Below are 20,622 nucleotides of genomic sequence, written 5' to 3' on the forward strand. Positions count from 1 at the left end.
TTCCCCGATGGCTATCGACCGCGTCACCTGCGGCTACACCCCTTGCGGCATTATGCTTCTGATGCGTTCCAACAGCTTTGCCTTCATGCCGTCATCCAGCGTAAAGCACCAGATGGCCGTGACGTAGATGCATCCTGCCAACAGAACCTGCGCCAGGAGGTTGGGGTAACTTTTCACCGGGTACAACAGGGTAAACGCCTGCATTACAATGAACAGCAGCAACAGGGGCAGTACCAGGTGCATCAATGTCTCTTTGAAATAGATCTGCAATGATATCTTCATGGCAGAGCAGGCAAGCAGAACCGTAACGATGTTGCCGACCACCATGACCATGGTCGTCCCCATGACGACCCCCGTAACCCCCCATGCCGACGCCCCGCCAATCCCCACGGGGATGCTCAGTATCGACAGCACGAGCCAAATGACGGCATTTTTGCCATGTATCCCCTGGGCGACCAGTATCCGGCTGGCGTTGATGGCAAGCGAATCTGCCAGCAAACCAAGCAAGAGAAAATGCATGACCCCGCGGCCGGCGCTGGCATATTCCTGTCCGATCCAAATGGCCAGGAAAGACTCTCCGTAAAAGAAGATGGCCACAGGCATGGCCAGCGATACCACCTGCAGTGCCAAGGTAGTGCTGAACCATGACTTCAGCAGCTCATCACGATCGTTTCTCCCGATGGAGGCTCCGAAATACGGGATCAACGGCAGTCCAAGCGCCTGTGAAACCCCCTTCGCATAGTCGATGAGACGGTTCGGCATTACGAAATAGACAATCTGCCCCAAGCCTATCACATTGCCGATTATCAGGGGAACACTCTGGTTTTGCAGGCGTGATGCGACCAGCATGGTGGCACTTTTGGCGCCAAACGTGAAAAGCTCGTGCAGCTTGCGCCAGGTAACTGCTCGGAAGGTCATCCTCGGAATACTGTTGTCGCACACAATTGCTGCAGAGAAAAACGCAAATTGTATCAGGCAAAAGATCGGCTCCAGCAGGGCAAGCACTATCAGCCCGTTACCCGCGTAGCGCTGCAAAAGATAGAACGTCAACAACGCGCGCACTATAGTCAGTATTCCCCTGGCACTGTTGATCAGATAATGTCGCTGCAGGCCCATCAAAGTGGCGGTGAAAACCTGCAAAGGAAACATTATGCTTGCATCCAGGCCAAAGAGCAGAAAGACCGTGCTGAGATTTGCAATATCCTTTGTATCGTTGCCGGTGATGATTCGGGGGTAGTAGCCCAGCGCAGCAAACAACACCAGTGCCAGACCGCCGGCCACGATGAAAAAGGCAAATGCCGTGCTTATGGTTTGTTGCAGGTCGCTGCGATCCTGTTTGCCGTCGGCGACAGAGACGAATCGAATCAATGCGGGACCGATGCCCAGGTCCAGCAGTCCCATATAGCCGATAACGCTCATAACCAGTTCCCACAAACCGTAATCGCGGTTGCCCAGTGCCCTGATGAGAACGGGGCTCATGATGAACGCAACGACAACGTTAATCAGGTAGAGCGTTGTTCCAGAAAACGAGTTGAGTATAAGTTTTTTTCTCACGGCTCCCTCAAAAAGGCTCATTTGGCTAACGTATGCTGTCCAAGAGTTGAGCCAGCTGCTGTGCCGAAGCGCGGACATCGTACCGGGAACGGGCCAACGGGACGAAACGCTGGAACTCGTCCGTTCTTGGCTCATCAATACTTTTCCGGAGGGCATCGGCAAGAGCACCCACGTTTTCGGAAGCAAATACCATCGCCGGTGTATCATGGACCGTTTCCCGGAGCCCTATGCAGTCTGCGGCGACAAGAGGCGTGCCGGTGCAGAGCGCCTCCATGGCGAGAAGGCCGCTTGCCTCCCAGCGCGAGGGCATGACGATGGCGTTGATCTGGGCATAAAGATGGCAAACTTCCGATTGAAACGGCAGGAAATGGAAGCAGGGTTCCAGGTCCAGTTCACGAATCTTTGCCCGGTACTCCTTCAGGTAGTCTCCGGAGCCGACGGCGACGACCGCAAATTTCCGGCCATACTGCTGTTTTTTCAGCATGCGGACAGCTTCAACAAGTAAATCAAACCCCTTCTGCGGCATAAACCGCCCGAAAAAACCTAGCAAGAACGTTGCGTCATCGATCCCGAACTCGGCGCGCAGGTCGATCGGGCTTGCCGGCAGATGTTCGAGTGCCCCCAATTCAATGCCGTTGGGGATGACGATCGATCTTTGACCATTATGTGCCAACTCGGGGAACTGTTCATGCAGATGGCTGAGGATGTCGTTGCTTACGGCGTACAGCACCGTAATGCGGCCGATCATTTTTCGCAAAAGAAAGTGCTTCAGCCACCCCAGGCGCCCGGTAAGATATTTGGGTTCAAGGATGCCATGTATGGTGACGATCTGGGGAACACGAAAAAACAGGTTCGCCAGGGAAACAGCCACGGCAGAGATAAACCCCTGACTGAGGATCACGTCGTAGCGGTTTGTTCTCAATTCCCGAAACGCGGCACTGACAAGGCCCTTGGTGTCGGCTTCCCGAACAATAATCAAACGGGCGCGATACTCCTCCACGTCATTCGCGAGCGCGGCATCTTCATGGGTTTGGGATGCCAGGAGCGTCAAGCGGTAATGGGCCGGCAAGTAGCGGAAGAGGTAGCGCATATACGTTCTGATCCCCCCAAGGGGCCAGCGCGCAACGATCAACACATTCTTTTCCATTATCCCTTCCTCGAGAGCAGGATACATTTTGCGGCTCTGACCGGGTCGTACCAGCAGGACCGCACGAAGTGCCATATCGCCTTGTGATAAATCTTCGCCTGCAGGCAAAAGGCACCAAGACGGTAATGAATGACCGCAAGCCTTTTTCTGCGCACCCATGCAGGATAAGGGTAGCGTTCCATGGCACTCTTTAACACAACCAGCGAGTCTTCCCACATTTTGCTACATTTTGTAATGCTTAACTGCTCAGGATGCTGCCGGTAATACGTCAATTTCTCATTCAGGTAAAAGAAATCGGAGCGTTCCTTGATCCTCACCCACATGTCCTGGTCGGGAACAATCCCCACGGTAAATGGTCCTACTGCCTGCAACAGGCTTCTTCGCACCATCACCAGTGAGGGCGTACGGATATAACAATCCAGCAGGACATTTGCCAAGCGGTTGGTTTCACGGTGGTCCTCGGCAAACAGCGGGTAGAGCGTCGTGTTATCCGGACCTATGACCTGGCCGTTCGTATAGACCAGTCCCACGTCCTGGTTCCGCTCCAATATCTCCACCTGCTTGCGCAGTTTGTCCGGGTGCCAGAGGTCATCGTTATCCAAAAAAGCGATATATTCCGACTCGGCATGCAGCAATCCCAGGTTCAAGGCCGCGGCCTGGCCGTGATTCCCGTGGTCCTCGTGACGCAGAATCCTGATTCTGCCGGCATAGGCGTCGATGATTTCCGCGGAACGGTCCGTGGAGCCGTCATCAACGGCAATGATCGCATAATCGTCGTACCGTTGCGCCAGGGCGCTTTCAATTGTCTGGGCGACATAGCGTTCCTGATTATAGACGGCAATGATTACCGTCACCTTGGGAACTTTTACGGTTTTGTCGTTGCCTTCAGGGGCAGTACTTTTCACAAGAGCCTTCCAGGTCGTTTTTTAGGACTCAACTCGGGGAAATGAGATTTTCACCAATATCCCGGACCAGGCAGCCAGCCAAAGCCAATGGGGGCGATAAAAATTATGGCCGCCGATGCCAAATATGAGCAACAACAGCAGGCAGGCGATGATTGCCCCTCCCAATAAATAGGAAAAGCCCGTATCCAAACCGGCCTCAAGCAAATGTGACCGAACCCGCGTGCAGCACCTGACTATTGAACCGAGCAAGCCAAGGAAAACGATCGCCCCGAACAGGCCCAGCTCGGACAGTACTTCGCCGTACAGAATATGGGAGGCGGTCGGAGACTCGTGTCCGGCCTTATCGATCCGGTTCACCATCCTGTAGCCGATAAAGTTTTTCTCTCCGGCCCCCACGCCGGTCAGCGGCTCCCGGGCAAACATTTTCAAACTGACTTCAAACCCCTCAAGCCGTCCTTCGGCCGATTCATGCGCATTGGCCGGACCTGCGTCCTTATCCCAGAGGGTTCTGATCCGCTCCTGCTTTTCATCCGGCATGACGGTCCACAAAACGCAGACGGCCAACGCAGCGATTGCCAGGGCGACAATTTTCCTTTTCCCCTTTTGCGCAAGGCCGAGCAGTAAAACGGTGAACAGCAGGGCGACGGAAGAGGTGCGGGACCCCGTCAGCACGACACACAGTACGGCCATGCCGAAATAGCAGTAATAGCTCCAACGATATGCCAGCTTCTTCTCGGTGCGCAGCAAGGCATAGACAAAGGGCAGCGAAAGCACCACGCTGCCGCCGAAGGAGTTCGGGTCGTTGTTCGTGCTGTCGACGCCGATCATGCGGTGGATGCCCATCCGGAAAAAATGGCGGCCGTTGTGGTACTCCCACAAAGAATGCAGGACATAGATGAACATGGCAAAAACGAAGCCCTTTACCAGCACCCGGAGCGAGTCTTCATCATCCACGGTCGCCAGCATCAGCATATAGAGGATGACCATCTTCCCATATTCGATCCCCTGGTCAACGGCATCCCCGGTCTTGAAAGCGAACGGGGACAGGATGAAGTGCAGGGCGAGAAGGCCGTAAATCCATTTATTGGTCGGCGATGCCACTATCTTGAAACGGTTGCTCAGAAACGCGACCAGTATCATGATGACGGCAAACGTGCGCTCTATGGGGAAGCCATGAAGAACCGAGATAGACTCCCAGGGCCGCTCGATATAGAGGAAGATGTAAAAACAGATCATCAACAGCACTAATGATGGCGAGGTGTCCGTATTGTTCGAATAGTTCTCGTATGTTGCTGCATCGTTTCCCATAGGTCGGTACTCTCACTCACGTTTTTTGGCCGCGCCGGCCGCGGTTCAGGCCGTCAGGCACACAACGGGGCGCGCCCCCGGCAACAGGCCCCTAGTGCAGCAACGTTTCGATATGGTTGGCAATCCGCCAGGCACTTCTGCCGTCCCTCAGGTGCAACTCATTCCGCAGCACCTGCTCTGCCCCGAGCCGCAGGCGCTGCCGCACCGGCTCATCGAAGAGCAGCGTTGCGATCGCAGGCCGCAGTTCCTGTTCCGACGGCACGGATATCACGGCCTTAAAGCGATCATAGGACAAGTACCAGTCAATGGGCAGGTAGTTGACCAGACCGACCGGAAGGCCATAATCCATTGCCTCCAAACAGGTCGTAGACGCGATCGTCATGAAGGCATCGGCGGCGGTGAAACAATCGGCCAGGGGCCGGGTTCTGGTTATCTCGACAAGCGATTGCCCCTGTCCGGGCCGCAGCAGCCCCAGCCAGTGCGACTCGGGGAGGTCCCGCGGATGGAGTTTGACGAGCAGTTTGACGTTATCCATGGCGTCAACCGCTTCGACCAGCCTGACGAACAGGCGCTCCTGGGCCTGCTGGGAACATTTCACCGGCTGGTTGCAATAAAGGAGCACCCTGTCCCTCGTGTCCCTGTCGTTGCCGCCGGAGCCCCCCGGTGCCGTTTTCCGGTCAAGGCGCGGTTGCCCGGTCACCAGAATGCGCGAATCATCAACCCCGTCCTGGAGCAAGATCTGGCGAAACATATCCCCGGCGGCAAAGACCGTCGTCCCGCGGGAATGGGCATAGCCCTTGCGGAAAAAGGCCCCGAGGGAAAGTTTGTATGCAAATTTTGCACAGAGCTGATGAAGGATTTCGTTGCCCCCCTGTTCCTTAAGCTTGAGAAGAAACGGCAGCTTCCGGATCGAGGGACGAACGCTTTCCTGGATAAGAAACGCAGGCTTGTCACAATCGCGAAAAAGCTCCATAACCATGCGATCGAACAGCGCCGCATCGTCGTTGCACGTGACCACCGCATCAGCCCCAAGAGGGGCCAGCCATCGCGAAAGTTCGGCGGCAAGCTTGCGATAGCTGCCGATAACAGGGAAGAATCGCTGGCTATCCGATTCGTAAAACGCCTCATAGCGCATGATCGGCATATGCTGCGCTGCCAAAAAAGGCTCGACCCGGTATTCTTCCTCGATAAGAGCATCCCGGGAAAGAAAGAGCGGCTTGTGGCCGCGGCATGCCAATTCCACCGCCACCGGCACCTGGGTCGCGACGTGGGAGGGATTGCTGGGAACGAAGAGTATTGTTCTCCTATTTTTACCGTTGTCTGAACCCATATCGATAATGTTGAGCCTTACTGCCTGTGCATGATGCGCTTGGCCAAGGATATGCTCCGTCCGAACGCGTTGTGGGCCGAAACCGCCAGCCTTACGAGACCGCCCGCATCGTTGCGGACCAGCAGCATGTCTGCCTGCTCCACGTGCCCCGTTGCAAAATGCCGCTTGTATTCATACTCCCCTTCCTGGAAATTCAACCGCTTCGGCGGACGATGGGTGTACAGATCTTCGAGCAGCAGGCAGAACATGGCCCTTCCGGGGGAGTACCCCGAAAAGTTCTGATCGAAACCGGTACGTGAGTAGTAGAACACATCGCCGAACTGAAAACCTCTCACAAAGGCGCATGGCCTTTCCCCGCATTTCAACAGGTAGCAGCGCAAGACCCCCTGGCCGGCGAACCGTTCATATCTCAGGCGTTCCTCGGGGCTGTTCACCATCTGCGGCCCCAGGGCGTGCTGCCACGACCGGGATGAGATCTGGGAGGCACCATCAAGGAACAGCGCCACATCTGCCGCATGTTCGACACGGACAAGGCTGAGTTCGCCATTACCGCTGGTGCCGAGCAGCTTTATCTCTCTTTTCAGGTTGTATCGTGCTTTTTTGCTGAATTTCAGGAGGTACTCATCAAATGACCGGTTCAAAGTCACGCTGTAGTGCCTGGCCCAATCCCTGTCGGGGATATAAAGACGGGCATGGCGCCGCACCTCCTCCGATTCATGCAGAATGCTCCAGCACCGGCTGTTGACGGGGACCCCCGGTATGTAAATGGCGCTACGGTCGGGGAAGGCTCGAAAAAGGGATTTGGCGAACTCCACGTAGATTTCTTCACGGGGTACGAGGAGCGGCTCCCCCCCATCAGCCTGATGACCGGGATGGTGCACTGCGCCAGCGAACGGCTTTTGAGCATGAAACGCAGTGGATAGCTGGTTGCGAACGCCCCGGACATCCCGGCCAGTCTGCCGTCGCTGTCGTTGATGTGCACCATGACGGGGCGCTCGCCAAAACGCAGCCTGAGGATATGATCCTTGAGGCTTGCATGGGCCGCATACTCCCACCATGCCGGCGATTGATAAAAGGCATAGAGATTTTCACTGGCCAGGGCCAGATCATTCCATTCCTGACGTAGTGCTGGCGTAGCGATGGCGATATCGGGCAGTTGCAGCTTGACTATCGTGGTTGTTACACCCATCGTATCTGGCCTTTGTCGCAATGATGGCAGGTGCCGGCTTCCGCTCGTGACCCCTCCCGGCCTTATTGCCGGGCATGATCCCGTATCTTGACGATCGTTGCCGGTACGCCGACGATCACGGCGTCAGGCTCTGTAAAAGACTTGTTCACAACGGAATTGGCACCGATATGAACGCCATCGGCGATCTGGATCTTGCCGAATATCTTCGCCCCGGCTTCTATGACAACATCGTTGCCAATAACGGGCACATTATCGGAACCGTTGTTTTCCCCAATGACGACGCCGACATTTATTCTGGCATTCGCCCCGATACGCGCATTGTCATGGATGACGATGGTTCCGTAATGGGGAAGCTTCAGACCGGGGCCGACCGTGTTGGGAGGGATCGTAAATCCGAGTATCAGTTGATAGAGCTTGAGTTTGAAGCGCAAACAGAGGAGATAGTAGCGGGCAACCGCGCCGGTTGAGCAATTGCGATAGTATTCGACCTTTCTGAGCAGCCGCAAGAATGCCCACAGCGGATCGAGCACAAAGAGGCAGCATCTGGAATCCCGGCGCCCCATCGCCCGGCGGTCCGCGTCAAGGTACGCCGCATAGTCATCCCGCGAGTGAATCATCAGGTGTTCCTCCCCGAATACAACATTTCAAAAGAAGCGACCATGGACTCGCGCGAGAACATGCGCCTGGCCTTTTCCCGATTGGCGCCGCGGGCCGTTTCAAGGCGCTCGTGCGTTGCCGCCAGTTCCACAACACGTTCGGCAATGGCCTGTGCGTCGGCGACCGGCACGATGTAACCATTGACCCCCTCTTCTATCATTTCCCGGCACCCGCCGACATCCGTGGAAATCACCGGCAGGCCGGAGGCGAAATATTCCACAATGGAATTGGAGAAACTTTCGGAGGTCGAAGAGAGGACCGCGGCATCGCATGCCGCCAATATCCGGGGGATATCCGTACGTTTGCCCAAAAAAAACGTTTTGTCGGCGATACCGGCCTCGGCGGCCATATTCTCGAGCTCTTTCCGCTGCTCGCCATCGCCCGCGACGACAAATTGCACATCCGCCGCCCGTGAAGCGGCGATGGCGGCGGCACGCACAAAGGTGGCGACGCTTTTGACGGGTCTCAGATTGGCGACGATGCCAACGACAAACGCATTCCGCTTCAGTCCCAGAGCATCCCGGATCTCGTTTTTCGTTTGTGCCGATACCGGCTGGAACAGGCCAAGCTCGGCACCATTGTAGATTATCTTCATGCGTTCCATCGGAATGGCTTCTATCTCCGACGCCCACTTCGCCGTGGCATGGCAATTGGCCACAAAGTAGTGAACCCACCGGTTCAGCACCTTATAGAGCATGATTTTAACAGGCGTGTGCCAATACCCCTGATCGCGCCTTGAGGAAATAATGCGGGGAACCCCCGCAAGCCGGCCTGCGATAATGCCAATGATATTCGATTCGACGAAATGAGTTTGAATGCAGTCGAACTTGTTCTTGCGCAGCGCCGCGACAAAACCGAGGAAGCGGCGATACGATGCCGGGCGGGCGAATGACTGGAAGTCGATCACCACCAACGGGCACAGATCAAACTCATGGTCAAGCCACGGGGACGAGCGCAGGACAAAAAGAGTCGGCTCAAACCGGGAACGGTCCAAATGCTTGATAAGCATCAGGAGCTGCTTTTCAGTCCCGGCGGTTGGGGATTCTATGGTATCGATGATGAAAGCGATCTTTTTCATTGAACCGCGGCCCATGGCCCTATGCCCTTTTCTTTCGGTTATGCTTTTCCACTCGCGGTTTTCACCTATGTCCCGAGAGAGTGCTTCACTTCGTCCCGCTCCCGGCTGACCGCCTGCCGCAAAAAGCCCCATCCCAGCCCAAAATGGACTGCAAAGAAAATCGGCGGCAGATACGCGAAATAGCGCCACCCGTTTCGGGCGGCAATGCGCAACGATTCCACCATGATGATCAGCAGGTAGATCCCGTAAAGGGTCCCCAGCACCGGCGTAACGGCATGGCGCCCTCCCCCGGAGAATCCCATCGTTCCCCCCGCGGCAAGCAGCAGCAACAGACCCGCCACAAAGGCTGCCGGGACAAGCTGGTTAAGGGTCACGGCCTCCGGATGTTTCCGGATGAAACGCCAGCGCCCCCTGCCATAGCGGACCATCTGGCGCAGCAACCCTTTCAGGTCTTCACGCGGATAATAGCGCACCGTCAGCTTCGGGCTGGTGTATGTCTTCAAGCCGGCTTTCTCCACCCGATAGTTGAATTCGAGATCTTCACACGCGTCAAAGTTTTCATCCACCAACCCGACCCGCGGCAAAATCGCGCGGCGGTAGGCCGCCCCGTTGCTCACGGGGCTTGCAAAACCCTCGTATTCACCATAGATGAGCGAGTCCCCCCCATGGCCGATCCTTGACCCGCGCGCGAGGGCAACAGCCTGCTGGAACGGCGCCAAACCGGGAGGGTTAAGCGGTTGCGGCCGGCCAAGGCAGTCTGCGCCGCTTTTCTCGAAACACTCCCTGACGCTGGTGAAAAGATCGGCATCCGGGATGTGGCAGTGGCCGTCCACCACAAGAAAAATATCCCCCCTGCCGTTTTTGAAGCCAATATTGCGCCCGGCACTCGACCTGCGTCCCGGGTTGTCCATAAGGCGTATTTGCGGGCAGGAGCGGGCCAACTCGCCGACAATTGCCCGGGTGCCGTCATCGGACATGCCATCGGCAACGATGATTTCATAACGGTCCGCCGGGTAGTCCTGGGCCAGCAGTTGTCCGAGCGTATCGCGGATGAAACGTGCCTCGTTGCGCACCGGCATGACTACCGTGAGAAACGGGACAGCGGCATGCGTGCCCGTCAACATGTACCGGCGATCCTGACATAGAGGTCTTCAAGCTTGCGGGCCTGGCTTGCGAAGTTAAAGGCCTCGTCGACAAGAGCCGCACCACGCCTGCCCATGTCTTTGGCCTCTTCCGGGTTGTCCAGCAGATGTTCCATTGCCTGCCGCAATGCGGCAACGTCTCCCGCCGGCACAAGCACGCCGTTATAGCCGCCGCGGACAATCTCGGGAGTCCCGCCAACGGCCGTCGCTACGACCGGCAGGCCGGCTCCCGCCCCCTCCAGCACGGCAACCGGCAGCCCCTCCGTATGGGATGAAGAGACGAAAATATCCGCATCCGCAAGCAATGCCGGGACGTTGTCGCTGAACCCAGGGAGCAGGAACCGGCCTTGCAGCCCCGCAGCGGCAACCTGCCGTTCCAACTCCCGGCGGAGAATCCCCTCGCCCAGAACAATGAAATAAACCTTTTCCCGCTGCCGCACGATTGGCGCGGCAGCCTCGATAAACCCGGCAAAATTCTTTTCGGGGCTCAGGCGGCCGGCCGAGACGACCAGCACCGCGTCTTCCGGCAGCGCAAGGAGATCCCGGATGCTTTCCTTATGCGGCCCTTTTTCAACAAAGACGGCGTTATGGACGACCGTAATGCGGTCACCGGGAATGCCCGCCGCGACAATCTGACGTTTATGCCCCTCGGAAACAGCGACGATGTTCTGGATCATCTTCATGACCTGCTTGTCGGCAAACTCGTAACAACGGATCTTTGCGCTTTCCCCGGTCCACCCATGGGAGTAGACGATCTGCGAAACGCCAAGGGCACCCGAAGACAGATACCCTATGATATTCGATTTATATCCGTGCGTTACCAGCAACTGCACGGAGTTGTCTCGAAGCAGCCGGCGTAATTGCGTAATGAGCCTGGGATGAAACGGAGAGCTGCTCCGCAGGCTCAATGTCCGGATGTTGTCGGCTTCCGCCGCCTGCAACAGACCATTGGGCCGGCCGTCGTTATCGAACGAACAGAGGATCGGCCGGAAACACTGCCGGTCAATTCTCCGCAAATGCTCCAGAATCTGTTTCTCCGGCCCGCCGACAAAATTGCTGGCCCGAAGGTGCATAACGACAATCGGATCAGGCACGCGCTCGCTCCCATACGGCATCCATTACCCCGGCAATCGCATCCCAGGTGTAGGATTCAAGAATCAGCGCCCGGCCGGCAGCGCCATATCCGGAGAAAACGGCAGAATTTTCAAGGGCCGTGCACGCCGCGTCCGCGAAATCCCGGGGGGTATCCCGCAGAAGAATATTTTTCCCCTCGGCAACGTCCAGCCCCTCTGCCCCGACTGTTGTGGAAAGAACCGTTTTTGCCATGGACATGGCTTCGAGAATTTTGAGGCGGGAACCGCCACCGACCCGCAACGGCACCACATAGAGCATGCTGCGCGCTATGTATGGCCGCACATCATCGACAGTCCCCGTAACCGTCACCCCAGGGGTCCGTTCGGCAAGGGCAAGCAGCCACTGCGGGGGCTTGCGGCCGACCACGGCAAAGGTCGCGGCGGGGATGCGGCGCCTGATCTGCGGAAAGATCTCTTCGATGAAGTACGTGACCCCGTCCTGATTTGGGCGCCAGTCCATCGAGCCGGTAAATACCATGCTTCCCGGGCATATCGCGGACTGGGCAGGAGCGAAATAGCGCTCGTCCACGCCGTTGGGGACAACGGTCACCCGGCTGCAGCCGTAACGTTCCATAAATATGTCCCGGTCCGGAGCGGAAACGACCGACACCTGGGAATAGTTCACGGCGGCACGCGCTTCGTAGCCCACCATTTTTCGCCACTGGAGGTAAATGTACAACTTTTTCAGCAGATTCGATTCAGCCTCGCAGTAGCGCTCCCATATCTGCGCCTCGACGTTATGCGCCGAAAGGACCGACGGCAGCCTGCCGAGCAGGGTGCGGATATTCTCGGTATAGGGCATCCATTCGCAGTGGACAAGATCGAATCTCCCGGAAGCGACCAGGGACAAGGCCCTCTTTTCCAATGCCGCTGAATAATGGCGGTCCACAACGTACGGTTTCGGCGACAGCATATTGGCCAGGAGCGCCCGGTAAAAGCGGAATCCTTTCTGTTCGAGCACGGTGCTCGGCAGGGTGATCAGGGTGACGTTTGGGCAATCAGGCAAACAGTCCCCCCGGTCGCCGTAACAGAGGTAGGTTACCGAATGGCGTTTCTGGAGGCGCTGCAACAGGTTGTACGTCCTGATTTTTTTCCCGGTATCAAGCGGCCAGGGGACCTCTTCGTCAACGATCAGGACATTCATGACCTGGGGGCACCGAGGCCGGCATCACGCTGCGGGCGATTGGAACTGCCGGCGATCGCAGCCGTCATGGTGCCGAATTGGAGCTTGCCCAAGAGATGCCGCAGCTTCCCTTCGGTACGGTGCAGATTGAGATAATGCCGAAAACGCGACTTGAGCCCGGCTTTGATGCGGGGCTGTCCCGGATCGATCTCCCAGGGGTGAAAATAGAGCACCGCGGGCTGGTGCTCCTGATCATTGATCCTCGCAATACCCCGCCGGACCAACTCCGCCGGCAACAGCCGCAGATAGCCGCCACCGGCTATCGGCAGCCGATACTCCATGCTGCCACAGCGCACGGGATACGTGGTCAACGGGAACTCCGCCAGGCGCCCGGCATCCCGCTCCACCGCATAGGGGAAACGGGGGGCGTCCGGAATGCCGTAGGTATCGTGATAAACCGGGAAGACACTGCTGTCGAAGGAATAACCTTCGTCGAGCAGAATATCGAAAGCCCAGAGAGATTGCTTCGTTATGGAATAACTGGGGGCGCGATAACCGCAGATTTCCGTGCCGCAGACGTCCTCAAGAATCTGCTTGGCGCGGCGTATATCCGACCTGAAGGCATCCGGTCCGATACGATACACCAGTTGGTGCCCATAGCCATGGCTGGCAATTTCATGCCCCTGGGCCTGAATCTCCCGGACCAGGTGCGGCACCCGTTCCGCAATCCAGCCCAGCACGAAAAATGTGGCCTTTACGCCGAACTCGTCGAGCATACCCAAAACCCGATGCGTATTATCCTCGACCCTCAAGGGGAAACTATCCCATTCCGCAAAGGCGATATGGCGGGCAAAAGCGTTCACCTGGAAATAGTCTTCCACATCTATGGTCAGGGCATTGAGCATGGTCAGAAGATCTTTCTGATTTCCACAATTCCGCGGTTGATGTCCCGGGCATTCGTTGAGGAGTTGATGTCGTCACGGTTGGTCTCGTAGGAGTAGGTCAGGGTGAGCGTGATGTCGTGGTTAAAGGCGTACGCCAAACTGCCAGTAGCGATGAAATGGTAAGGATACTCCCCCCGCAAGCCGTTCTGGTAGTAGCGCTCCGCAGTCGCGTTAAGACTGGCGGTAAGGCTCTCTACGACCTCGTGGCGGCCATAACCGGAAAAGGAAAGTTTGCGCTGGTTGCGCGTATCCGTCTGGGTATTGACATACTCGGAATAGGAACTCGAAATCCCCACGGCCCCCCGCTGCAAAACCTTGTCGAGCTTGCCGCTGTAACTGGTTTCCTTTGTCGAAACGGCCAAGGGATCTTCCGTATTTTGCACATTGGTCTCAAGTGTCGCCACGGCGACCTCAAAGTCATGTGTGACGCCCGCGTGCCAGAACAAATAGTTTACGCTGTTGTAATGCCGGAAGTTTTGCCAGGTATTGCCAATCTGGCCGAAAACGAAGGACTTCTCGGCGTATTGATATTTGAAGCCGCCATAAACGTCGTGTTTGTCGAAATTAACCGGTACCGTTTCACTCCGGGTAAACGCATAGCCCAGTGTCAGGCTCAGCTTGGGCGTCAGTTCGTACGTCAGGTCGGCAAAGCCTCCATGTTCATGCTTATCGATGCCGTCCGAATCCCAGTAACGGGTATCCGTATAGCGATAACCGGTTTTGAGCGTACTCTTTGCTCCCGGCCGCCACAGCAGGTAGGGGGAAACCATTGCGATATTCTGGTCGGTCTGGTTGACGAAAAGGCTGCTTTGCGTGGTTACGTCACGGGAAACATCGAGCGACACCCGACGGTACGTATCGCTGACGTCGAGATAGAAGAAATTATCCACCAGCGCCATAGTCCCCTTCAGGTTGGCGTCGTGATTGTACTCGTCGTCACGGCTGTGCCGCGCATAGTTGCGATAGTCGAACGTGTACGCCACATCCCAGTTCCAGAAGGGGGTGAGATAATGAAGCGTGGCCCCCGGCTGAACGCGGGTAATGTAGTCGGTTCGCTTGCCGGAGGCGGATTCATAGATGTTGTCGTTTATCTCTCCGATTACCGCGAGAGACGGCTTGAAATCAAGTTCGGAAGCGCAGGCCTGCCCCGAAATCCCCGTGAAGAGACCTGTTGCGATCAGCGCACCTATCATTCCAGTCTGGCGGAAACGGTTCATCATTTTCTCCTGGTAAAGGTATCGCCGCCGAAAACCCTGCGGACAAACCCCACGCTCGTGGGCTCGGGGGACATATCCTGGTCACTGTCGCCTTTATGGGACGGGGCGATTTCATCCAGTTTTCTGAGAAGGTTGAATATCTGCGAATCGGCCTTGGTCATGTGCGAGGTAACGTTATTCTGGAGCTGGGTGAAGCGATCCTGAAATTCATTGATGACCGCCTGCGTCGGGGTGCCGTTTGCCCCTTCGAGCGTATCGAGCCGCCGGGCAATATCGCTCAACAGGGTACGCATATCCTTGTTCTCCGATGCCTGCGCGGCAGCTTCGGCATCGGCCGGTGCTCCTTCCCTGGGGGCAACGGCTCCGTTGGCCCAGAAATGGTTGTCGAAATCCAGGTCCCCGATAACTTCGCGCACCATTTCGACCGGTATCACCTTCATTTCTTCGGCAAATGCCGAAAGCATCAGAAAATCGCAGATGATGTTGATCAAGCGCGGGATGCCCCTGCTGTAGCGGAAGATAATGTCCAGCGACTCGAACGGGAACTCCACAGCCAGGGCATTCCCCGCGACCTCAAGGCGATGCATGATGTAGCGCTCGGTCTCCTGGCGGCTTAACGATTGCAAATGGCAGTTGATGCTGATCCGCTGCCGCAACTGACGTAGCTCGGGAGCGGACAGAATGGCCCGCAGCTCGGGCTGCCCGACCAAAATAATCTGCAGGAGCTTGCTGTCGGAGGTTTCCAGGTTGGAGAGCATCCTGACCTCTTCCAGAAGCTCCGGCGCAAGATTCTGCGCCTCATCGATAATCAGGATCGGCTGATTGCCGCGCGCATACTGGTCAACCAGAAAATCGTTCAGATCCCGGATCAGGGTAACCTTGTCCTTTCCCTGGGTCTGAAGGCCGAAATCATCATTAATCATGGCCAACAACTGCTCAGAGGTGACACGGGTGTTAAAGACCTTTGCCAGGACCAACTGTTCATAGCGTTTATTGAGCAGGTTTCGAATGATCGTGGTTTTGCCCGAGCCGACCTCTCCGGTGAGGAGAATGAACCCGGCCCGCTCCCTGATGCCGTAGTCAAGAAAGGTCAGCGCCTTCTTGTGCGACTTGCTCAGGTAGATGAAGCTCGGGTCGGGAACCAGGTCGAATGGCTTCATGCGCAAATTGAAAAAGGTTTCGTACATACGCGCTCCGCTTTTGTTATGAAGCTTTGGGGGAATAGTCGCGATAATATGAGTAGCGCTCATCATGCCGGTCAAGCGTGGCGTCGTTATACACCAGGCCCAGCAGCTCGCACCCCTTGAGGGCTTCGACGGCTTCCTTGACGTTTTCCTGGGAGGCAAGCCGCTCTTTTACGACGAACAGGACCCCATCCATCAGATTGGCCAGGGAGCGGGTCTCCGCGAAGGGGAGAATGGGCGGCGTGTCGAAGATGAGATACCGGTCGGGATAGCGGTACTTCATCTCTTCGATCAACTCTTTCATCTTCTGGGATGTGAAGAGTTCAACCGGGTTGCTGACGGCCCGGCCCGCCGGTATCAGGGAGAGCTTGCCGATCCCGGTAGCCACGATCGCATCTCCGATGTCCAGACCTTCGAGAAGGACATCCGAGAGTCCCCGTTTGTTATTCATATTGAGGTAGCGCTGGACGGAAGGGCGGCGCAGGTCCGCATCCACCAGCAGGACGGTGTGATCGAACTCCTGGGCCAGGCTGATGGCCAGGTTGAGGGCGGTGAGCGTCTTCCCCTCGTGGGGCACCGCACTGGTCACCATAATGGTGTTCTTGAAAAAATCCTCGCCTTTGGTCATTTTCACCAGAACGGACTTCAGCTTCCGGTACTCTTCCGCCGTAGGCGAATGCGGGTCGTTCAGATTGACGAGATACGGGTTGTCTGATGTTATCGCAGGGGTGACGGACGGAGCCGGAGGGGGCTGAGACGGGATGGCCTTGAAGACGTGTTTTTGCTGATGCCCTGCGGGAGCGGGAGCGGGAGCGGGAGCGGGAGCCACGCCCCCCCCTTCCCTAAGCTGTGCCGCCCTTTCCATGGCCTTTTCAATTCTGCTCATATGTTAAGCCCTTTCATGATAAATCAGGTATATCGGCTCTATCCCTTTTACCGCAAATGCCCTTTGACGTCCTGGACAATGCTGGCCGGAGAAATGTAGCTCATCATCGTATCGACATAATTAAGCCCCAGCAGTTCCATGACCGGGAAACAGAGCAGGAAAAGGAAATACACACCGCCGAGGGTGAACAGGCGCTTCGCGCGCTTGTGCTGTAAAGCGACCTCCTGCGGGTCCAGCATATGAGGGATGATCGCCAGGATCGGCACGCCAAAACCCTTGACCGAGCGTGCGTCTTTTACCGATGTGTCCATTTGCTCAAGCAGCAGCAGGATGCCGAAGCTGCCGGCCAAACCGCCGATGATCCCCATCATCATGATGGCGAGGCGATTCGGGCTTATGGGCGCCGTGGGGAGGGTGGCCGGATCGACAATGCGGAATGTGGTCGATTTGTCCTGGACCTCCATCTGCTTCGAAACCTCGGACTGCCCGTGGCGCGCGAACAGTTGGTCGTAGATATTTTTCTGGTTGTTTCTCTCCAGTTCCAGCTTGTCGAGTTCAGCCCGTGCCGCGGGGATATTTCTGAGCAGCGCCTGATTCGAAGCGATATTGCGGCGCAGCCCATCCTCCGATGCCCTGATGGCCGCTATCTCCGAATCGACTTTTGCCAGTTCGTTGGAATCGAACGTCTGCCCGCCGCCCGCAGCCTTCATCTGCTCCTTGATGGACTCGATTTCGCCTTTTACCGTGAGTACCTCCGGGTAGCTATCGGTATATTGGGCCTGAAGTTCGTGCAACTGTTTCTGCAGCGCCAGCAGTTTGGAGCGCAGCGGGTCGCTGGTCGTCTTCGTCACATGGCGCATCCCCTCCAACTGCCGGCGTCTCAGTTCCAGGTCGATGAGTTTTTGCTGTGAAGCGTTGATATCCTGGTACAGTTTCCCCTCGTCGATGGAGATGGCCGTTCCCTTATCACGCTTATAGGCGTTCACCTCATCTTGCGCCTTGTCCAGTTTCGCCTTGAACGTGGAGATCTGCTCGGAAAGGAACTTGGTGGCATCATAAGATTCGCCGCGTTTTGACGACGTATTTTCTTCTATATAGAGGCGGACCAGTGTGTTGACAAAATCCTGGGCAATTTTCGGATTGCTGTCCTTGTACGAGATTATGAACAGGTTCTTGTCTTTTACCTGGACATCGATATTCTTCTGGATTCTTTTCACCAGTTCTTCGCTGTCGGCGCCGCTCTTTGCCGCCAGGTTCATATCGGTGCTGTCGGCGACCTTGGCAAGCAACGTACGGCTGGTTATTGCATAGGTAAGCACCTTTATCGTGTCTTCCATGGACGGTGTAACCGTAAGCCCCTTGACGAGCTCACTTATGACGTTTTTTTCAATGAAAACGGTACTCTTTGCCTCAAACTTCTTGGGAAGCACAAAGCTTACAATCGTCACTGCCGTCATAATCAACAGCGCCAGCACCACAAACAATTCTTTACGCCTGTTCAGAATTTGCAGGAATTTTTTATAATCAAGTTCCGAAGACTGCATATGCACCTCACGAGCAAAGTTTTACGCGTACCGGCCGCCCATCAAAAAAGGCTTTCCTTGACAAGGACGTAATCACCCGCCTCCAATACCAGATTCTGGGACAGATCCCCCTGTTTGAAAAGCTTTTTGGCCTTGACTTCCAGGGATCGCTCTTGTTGCCCGACCTTTCTTCTGATGACGATATCATCCTGATCCGCAAATTTCGTGAATCCTCCCGCTTCGAGTATCGCCTCCATGACCCTCATGCCTTCCCGGTATTCGATGGCCTTGGGCGTATTGACGGCGCCGAGGATGTAGACATTCTTGTCCAAGAGGAGCGGGATGAAGAGCGAATCCCCGGATTCGAGCAGGATGTCGTTCTCCGACTCCCCCTTGATGAACAGCCGGTAGAAATCCTCTTTCACCCTTTTCCCGTTCCGCAGCAAATATGCTCTCCTCAGATCGGCCGTCTTGACCTCGCCAAGCGTGCATAGCAACTGCAGGAGCGTCGTCCGCCTCTGGAGGTCATAGACCCCCGACTTGATTCCGCCGCCGTAAATATACACCTTGCTGTTGGTGATATCCTTCACGGTAACCGTGACAATCGGGTTCTTCACCAGTTCCTTGAGGCGCGTCCCCAGGGCCACCTGCAAACCCGTGGGGGTAGTGCCGCTGGCGGCCACGTCCCCCAGGCCCGGAACGGTAATCTTGCCGTCAGGGCGCACCTTCACGGAAAACGTCAGCTCCTTCACTCCCCAGACGGCAATATCCAGGCCATCGCCTTCACCGATCACATAGTCTGCCGCGCCGGCCGCCAAGGGAAACAGTAACACCATACCGAGACCTACCAACAGCCGCTTCATTTTCATACATTCCTCACAATACCGGGATAGTTGCAGGAGCGCTACTGCCCACCGCGGCCGAAAAGCACCACCTTGATGGTTTCGAAAAAGATCAGCGTATCCAGGAACGGGCTGAGATTTTTGATATAGAACAGGTCGTAGCGCAATTTCTCGATGGCGTCCTCCACCGACGAACCATACGGATAGCGCACCTGCGCCCATCCGGTCAGGCCCGGCTTGATGAAGTGCCGCTTCGAATAGTACGGGATGACCTGTTTCAGTTTTTCGACAAATTCAGGCCGCTCCGGACGCGGTCCCACAAAACTCATGTCCCCCTTCAGCACGTTGTAGAGCTGGGGGATTTCATCGATGCGCGATTTCCTGAACAGCCCCCCAAGCTTGGTCACGCGGGGATCGTTTTTGGCGGCCCAGATGGCGCCGGACTTCGCCTCCGCATCCTGGCGCATGGTTCTGAACTTGTACAGGTGGAACATCTTCTCCTTGTTGCCGACACGCACCTGCTTGAAAAACACCGGGCCCGGAGAATCCAGCTTGATGGCCAGGGCGATCAAGGGGAAAAAGGGGAGCGTCAGGAACAGGCCTATCAACGACAGGACGATATCGATGTAACGTTTGCAGAGGCTGAAATAGATCGGCCGGCGAAAGCCGCTGGAGAAAATGATCCAACTGGGAGTGATGTGCTCCAACATAAGCTTGCCATGGATGAGTTCATAGAACGACGGGGCATCCATCACCTCAAAACCGTTCAATTTACAGCGCAACACGTCCCTGAGCGGAAAAACGCCCCTTCTCTCCGACAACGCAACGACGATTATGTCGGCTTGCGCCTGACGTGTGGCGGCCATCAGATCGTCGGCGTTGCCAACGATCTGGTCGTGGGGAACGACAATACCCTCCCCCTGTCTGTCATTGTCGCTGGCGCCATTGCAGTTGCATAACGCGTATCCCGCCAAGGTATAATTGCGGTTGTGGGCCGAACAGAACTCTCCCACCTGGCTGGCCAGCGGGCCGGTCCCCAGCACCAGAACGCGCCGGGAAAATCGTGGGTTGTGGCGGCCGACCAGATAAAAGACCACATGCCAGATAAACTGCAGGAGAGCAAAAGCGGCAATCGAGATTACCAGCACGCCGCGCCCGAGCATAATGGCCGGGTCGATGTAATAGACGATGGAAAGCAGGAAGAATGAAGTTGCCGCACCAAGCAGCGTATTGATGATGATCTCGCGTTTTCGGGTGTTTCTGTCGAAATCATAGGTATCCATCAGGTGCGAGGCAAACAGGATGGCCAGAACAAAAACAAATGCAGTATAAAATGTCGAGGTCGCAAACAATTTACCGGCGACTTCCTGATAGCCGAGTCGTGCCACGGCTGCCGAATAGAGCGACAGCAGAGCCAGCACGACATCGACCAGTATGAGGATAAGCCAGCGCAAACTCAT

Annotated in this window: 19 protein-coding genes; all 19 read right to left on the reverse strand. The window is 56.3% G+C overall.

Annotated elements, in window-relative coordinates; all coding sequences use genetic code 11:
* Window positions 1-33: 33 nt before the first annotated feature.
* Window positions 34-1,554 carry a lipopolysaccharide biosynthesis protein gene (locus FO488_RS11145; protein WP_149210626.1) on the reverse strand — a complete coding sequence of 507 codons (1,521 nt, stop codon included), beginning with the start codon at window positions 1,552-1,554 and terminating at the stop codon, window positions 34-36.
* A gap of 25 nt (window positions 1,555-1,579) precedes the next feature.
* On the reverse strand, window positions 1,580-2,701 hold the full coding sequence (locus FO488_RS11150) for a glycosyltransferase family 4 protein (RefSeq protein ID WP_168205989.1): 1,122 nt from the start codon (window positions 2,699-2,701) through the stop codon (window positions 1,580-1,582).
* Window positions 2,701-3,606: a glycosyltransferase gene (locus FO488_RS11155; protein ID WP_149210628.1), complete on the reverse strand. Its 906-nt coding sequence runs from the start codon at window positions 3,604-3,606 to the stop codon at window positions 2,701-2,703. The genes FO488_RS11150 and FO488_RS11155 overlap by 1 nt, the downstream gene beginning before the upstream one ends.
* 21 nt (window positions 3,607-3,627) lie before the next feature.
* On the reverse strand, window positions 3,628-4,914 hold the full coding sequence (locus FO488_RS11160) for an O-antigen ligase (RefSeq protein WP_149210629.1): 1,287 nt from the start codon (window positions 4,912-4,914) through the stop codon (window positions 3,628-3,630).
* Window positions 4,915-5,005: 91 nt separating this feature from the next.
* Window positions 5,006-6,244 (reverse strand): DUF6716 putative glycosyltransferase, encoded by a 1,239-nt coding sequence (locus FO488_RS11165; RefSeq protein WP_149210630.1) that lies wholly within the window; start codon window positions 6,242-6,244, stop codon window positions 5,006-5,008.
* Window positions 6,245-6,261: 17 nt separating this feature from the next.
* Window positions 6,262-6,885 (reverse strand): GNAT family N-acetyltransferase, encoded by a 624-nt coding sequence (locus FO488_RS19425; protein WP_205743262.1) that lies wholly within the window; start codon window positions 6,883-6,885, stop codon window positions 6,262-6,264.
* Between the two features lie 2 nt (window positions 6,886-6,887).
* On the reverse strand, window positions 6,888-7,433 hold the full coding sequence (locus tag FO488_RS19430; protein WP_168205991.1) for a hypothetical protein: 546 nt from the start codon (window positions 7,431-7,433) through the stop codon (window positions 6,888-6,890).
* Between the two features lie 62 nt (window positions 7,434-7,495).
* On the reverse strand, window positions 7,496-8,050 hold the full coding sequence (locus tag FO488_RS11175) for a serine O-acetyltransferase (RefSeq protein ID WP_149210632.1): 555 nt from the start codon (window positions 8,048-8,050) through the stop codon (window positions 7,496-7,498).
* Complete coding sequence (gene pelF, locus FO488_RS11180; RefSeq protein ID WP_168205992.1) at window positions 8,050-9,168, reverse strand: GT4 family glycosyltransferase PelF; 1,119 nt, start codon at window positions 9,166-9,168, stop codon at window positions 8,050-8,052. Before pelF ends, FO488_RS11175 begins: the two co-directional genes overlap by 1 nt.
* A gap of 65 nt (window positions 9,169-9,233) precedes the next feature.
* Window positions 9,234-10,292, reverse strand: a complete 1,059-nt coding sequence (locus tag FO488_RS11185; protein WP_149210634.1) for a glycosyltransferase family 2 protein — start codon at window positions 10,290-10,292, stop codon at window positions 9,234-9,236.
* Window positions 10,286-11,425: a glycosyltransferase gene (locus tag FO488_RS11190; RefSeq protein WP_149210635.1), complete on the reverse strand. Its 1,140-nt coding sequence runs from the start codon at window positions 11,423-11,425 to the stop codon at window positions 10,286-10,288. Before FO488_RS11190 ends, FO488_RS11185 begins: the two co-directional genes overlap by 7 nt.
* A complete protein-coding gene (locus tag FO488_RS11195) occupies window positions 11,397-12,587 on the reverse strand; it encodes a glycosyltransferase (RefSeq protein WP_149210636.1) in 1,191 nt (396 codons plus the stop codon). Before FO488_RS11195 ends, FO488_RS11190 begins: the two co-directional genes overlap by 29 nt.
* Window positions 12,584-13,471, reverse strand: a complete 888-nt coding sequence (locus FO488_RS11200; protein WP_149210637.1) for an XrtA system polysaccharide deacetylase — start codon at window positions 13,469-13,471, stop codon at window positions 12,584-12,586. Before FO488_RS11200 ends, FO488_RS11195 begins: the two co-directional genes overlap by 4 nt.
* A gap of 2 nt (window positions 13,472-13,473) precedes the next feature.
* Window positions 13,474-14,730 (reverse strand): TIGR03016 family PEP-CTERM system-associated outer membrane protein, encoded by a 1,257-nt coding sequence (locus FO488_RS11205; protein ID WP_149210638.1) that lies wholly within the window; start codon window positions 14,728-14,730, stop codon window positions 13,474-13,476.
* Window positions 14,727-15,914 carry an XrtA/PEP-CTERM system-associated ATPase gene (locus tag FO488_RS11210; RefSeq protein WP_149210639.1) on the reverse strand — a complete coding sequence of 396 codons (1,188 nt, stop codon included), beginning with the start codon at window positions 15,912-15,914 and terminating at the stop codon, window positions 14,727-14,729. The genes FO488_RS11205 and FO488_RS11210 overlap by 4 nt, the downstream gene beginning before the upstream one ends.
* Window positions 15,915-15,930: 16 nt before the next feature.
* Entirely contained in the window at window positions 15,931-16,797 is an 867-nt protein-coding gene (locus FO488_RS11215; protein WP_149210640.1) for an XrtA-associated tyrosine autokinase, read from the reverse strand.
* Between the two features lie 47 nt (window positions 16,798-16,844).
* Window positions 16,845-18,341, reverse strand: a complete 1,497-nt coding sequence (locus tag FO488_RS11220; RefSeq protein ID WP_149210641.1) for an XrtA system polysaccharide chain length determinant — start codon at window positions 18,339-18,341, stop codon at window positions 16,845-16,847.
* 41 nt (window positions 18,342-18,382) lie between these two features.
* Window positions 18,383-19,189, reverse strand: coding sequence for an XrtA/PEP-CTERM system exopolysaccharide export protein (locus FO488_RS11225; protein ID WP_149210642.1), 807 nt, complete (start codon window positions 19,187-19,189; stop codon window positions 18,383-18,385).
* A 35-nt stretch (window positions 19,190-19,224) separates the two neighbouring features.
* On the reverse strand, window positions 19,225-20,622 hold the full coding sequence (locus FO488_RS11230; RefSeq protein WP_149210643.1) for a TIGR03013 family XrtA/PEP-CTERM system glycosyltransferase: 1,398 nt from the start codon (window positions 20,620-20,622) through the stop codon (window positions 19,225-19,227).

It is taken from the genome of Geobacter sp. FeAm09 (genome assembly GCF_008330225.1).
GTDB lineage: Bacteria > Desulfobacterota > Desulfuromonadia > Geobacterales > Pseudopelobacteraceae > Oryzomonas.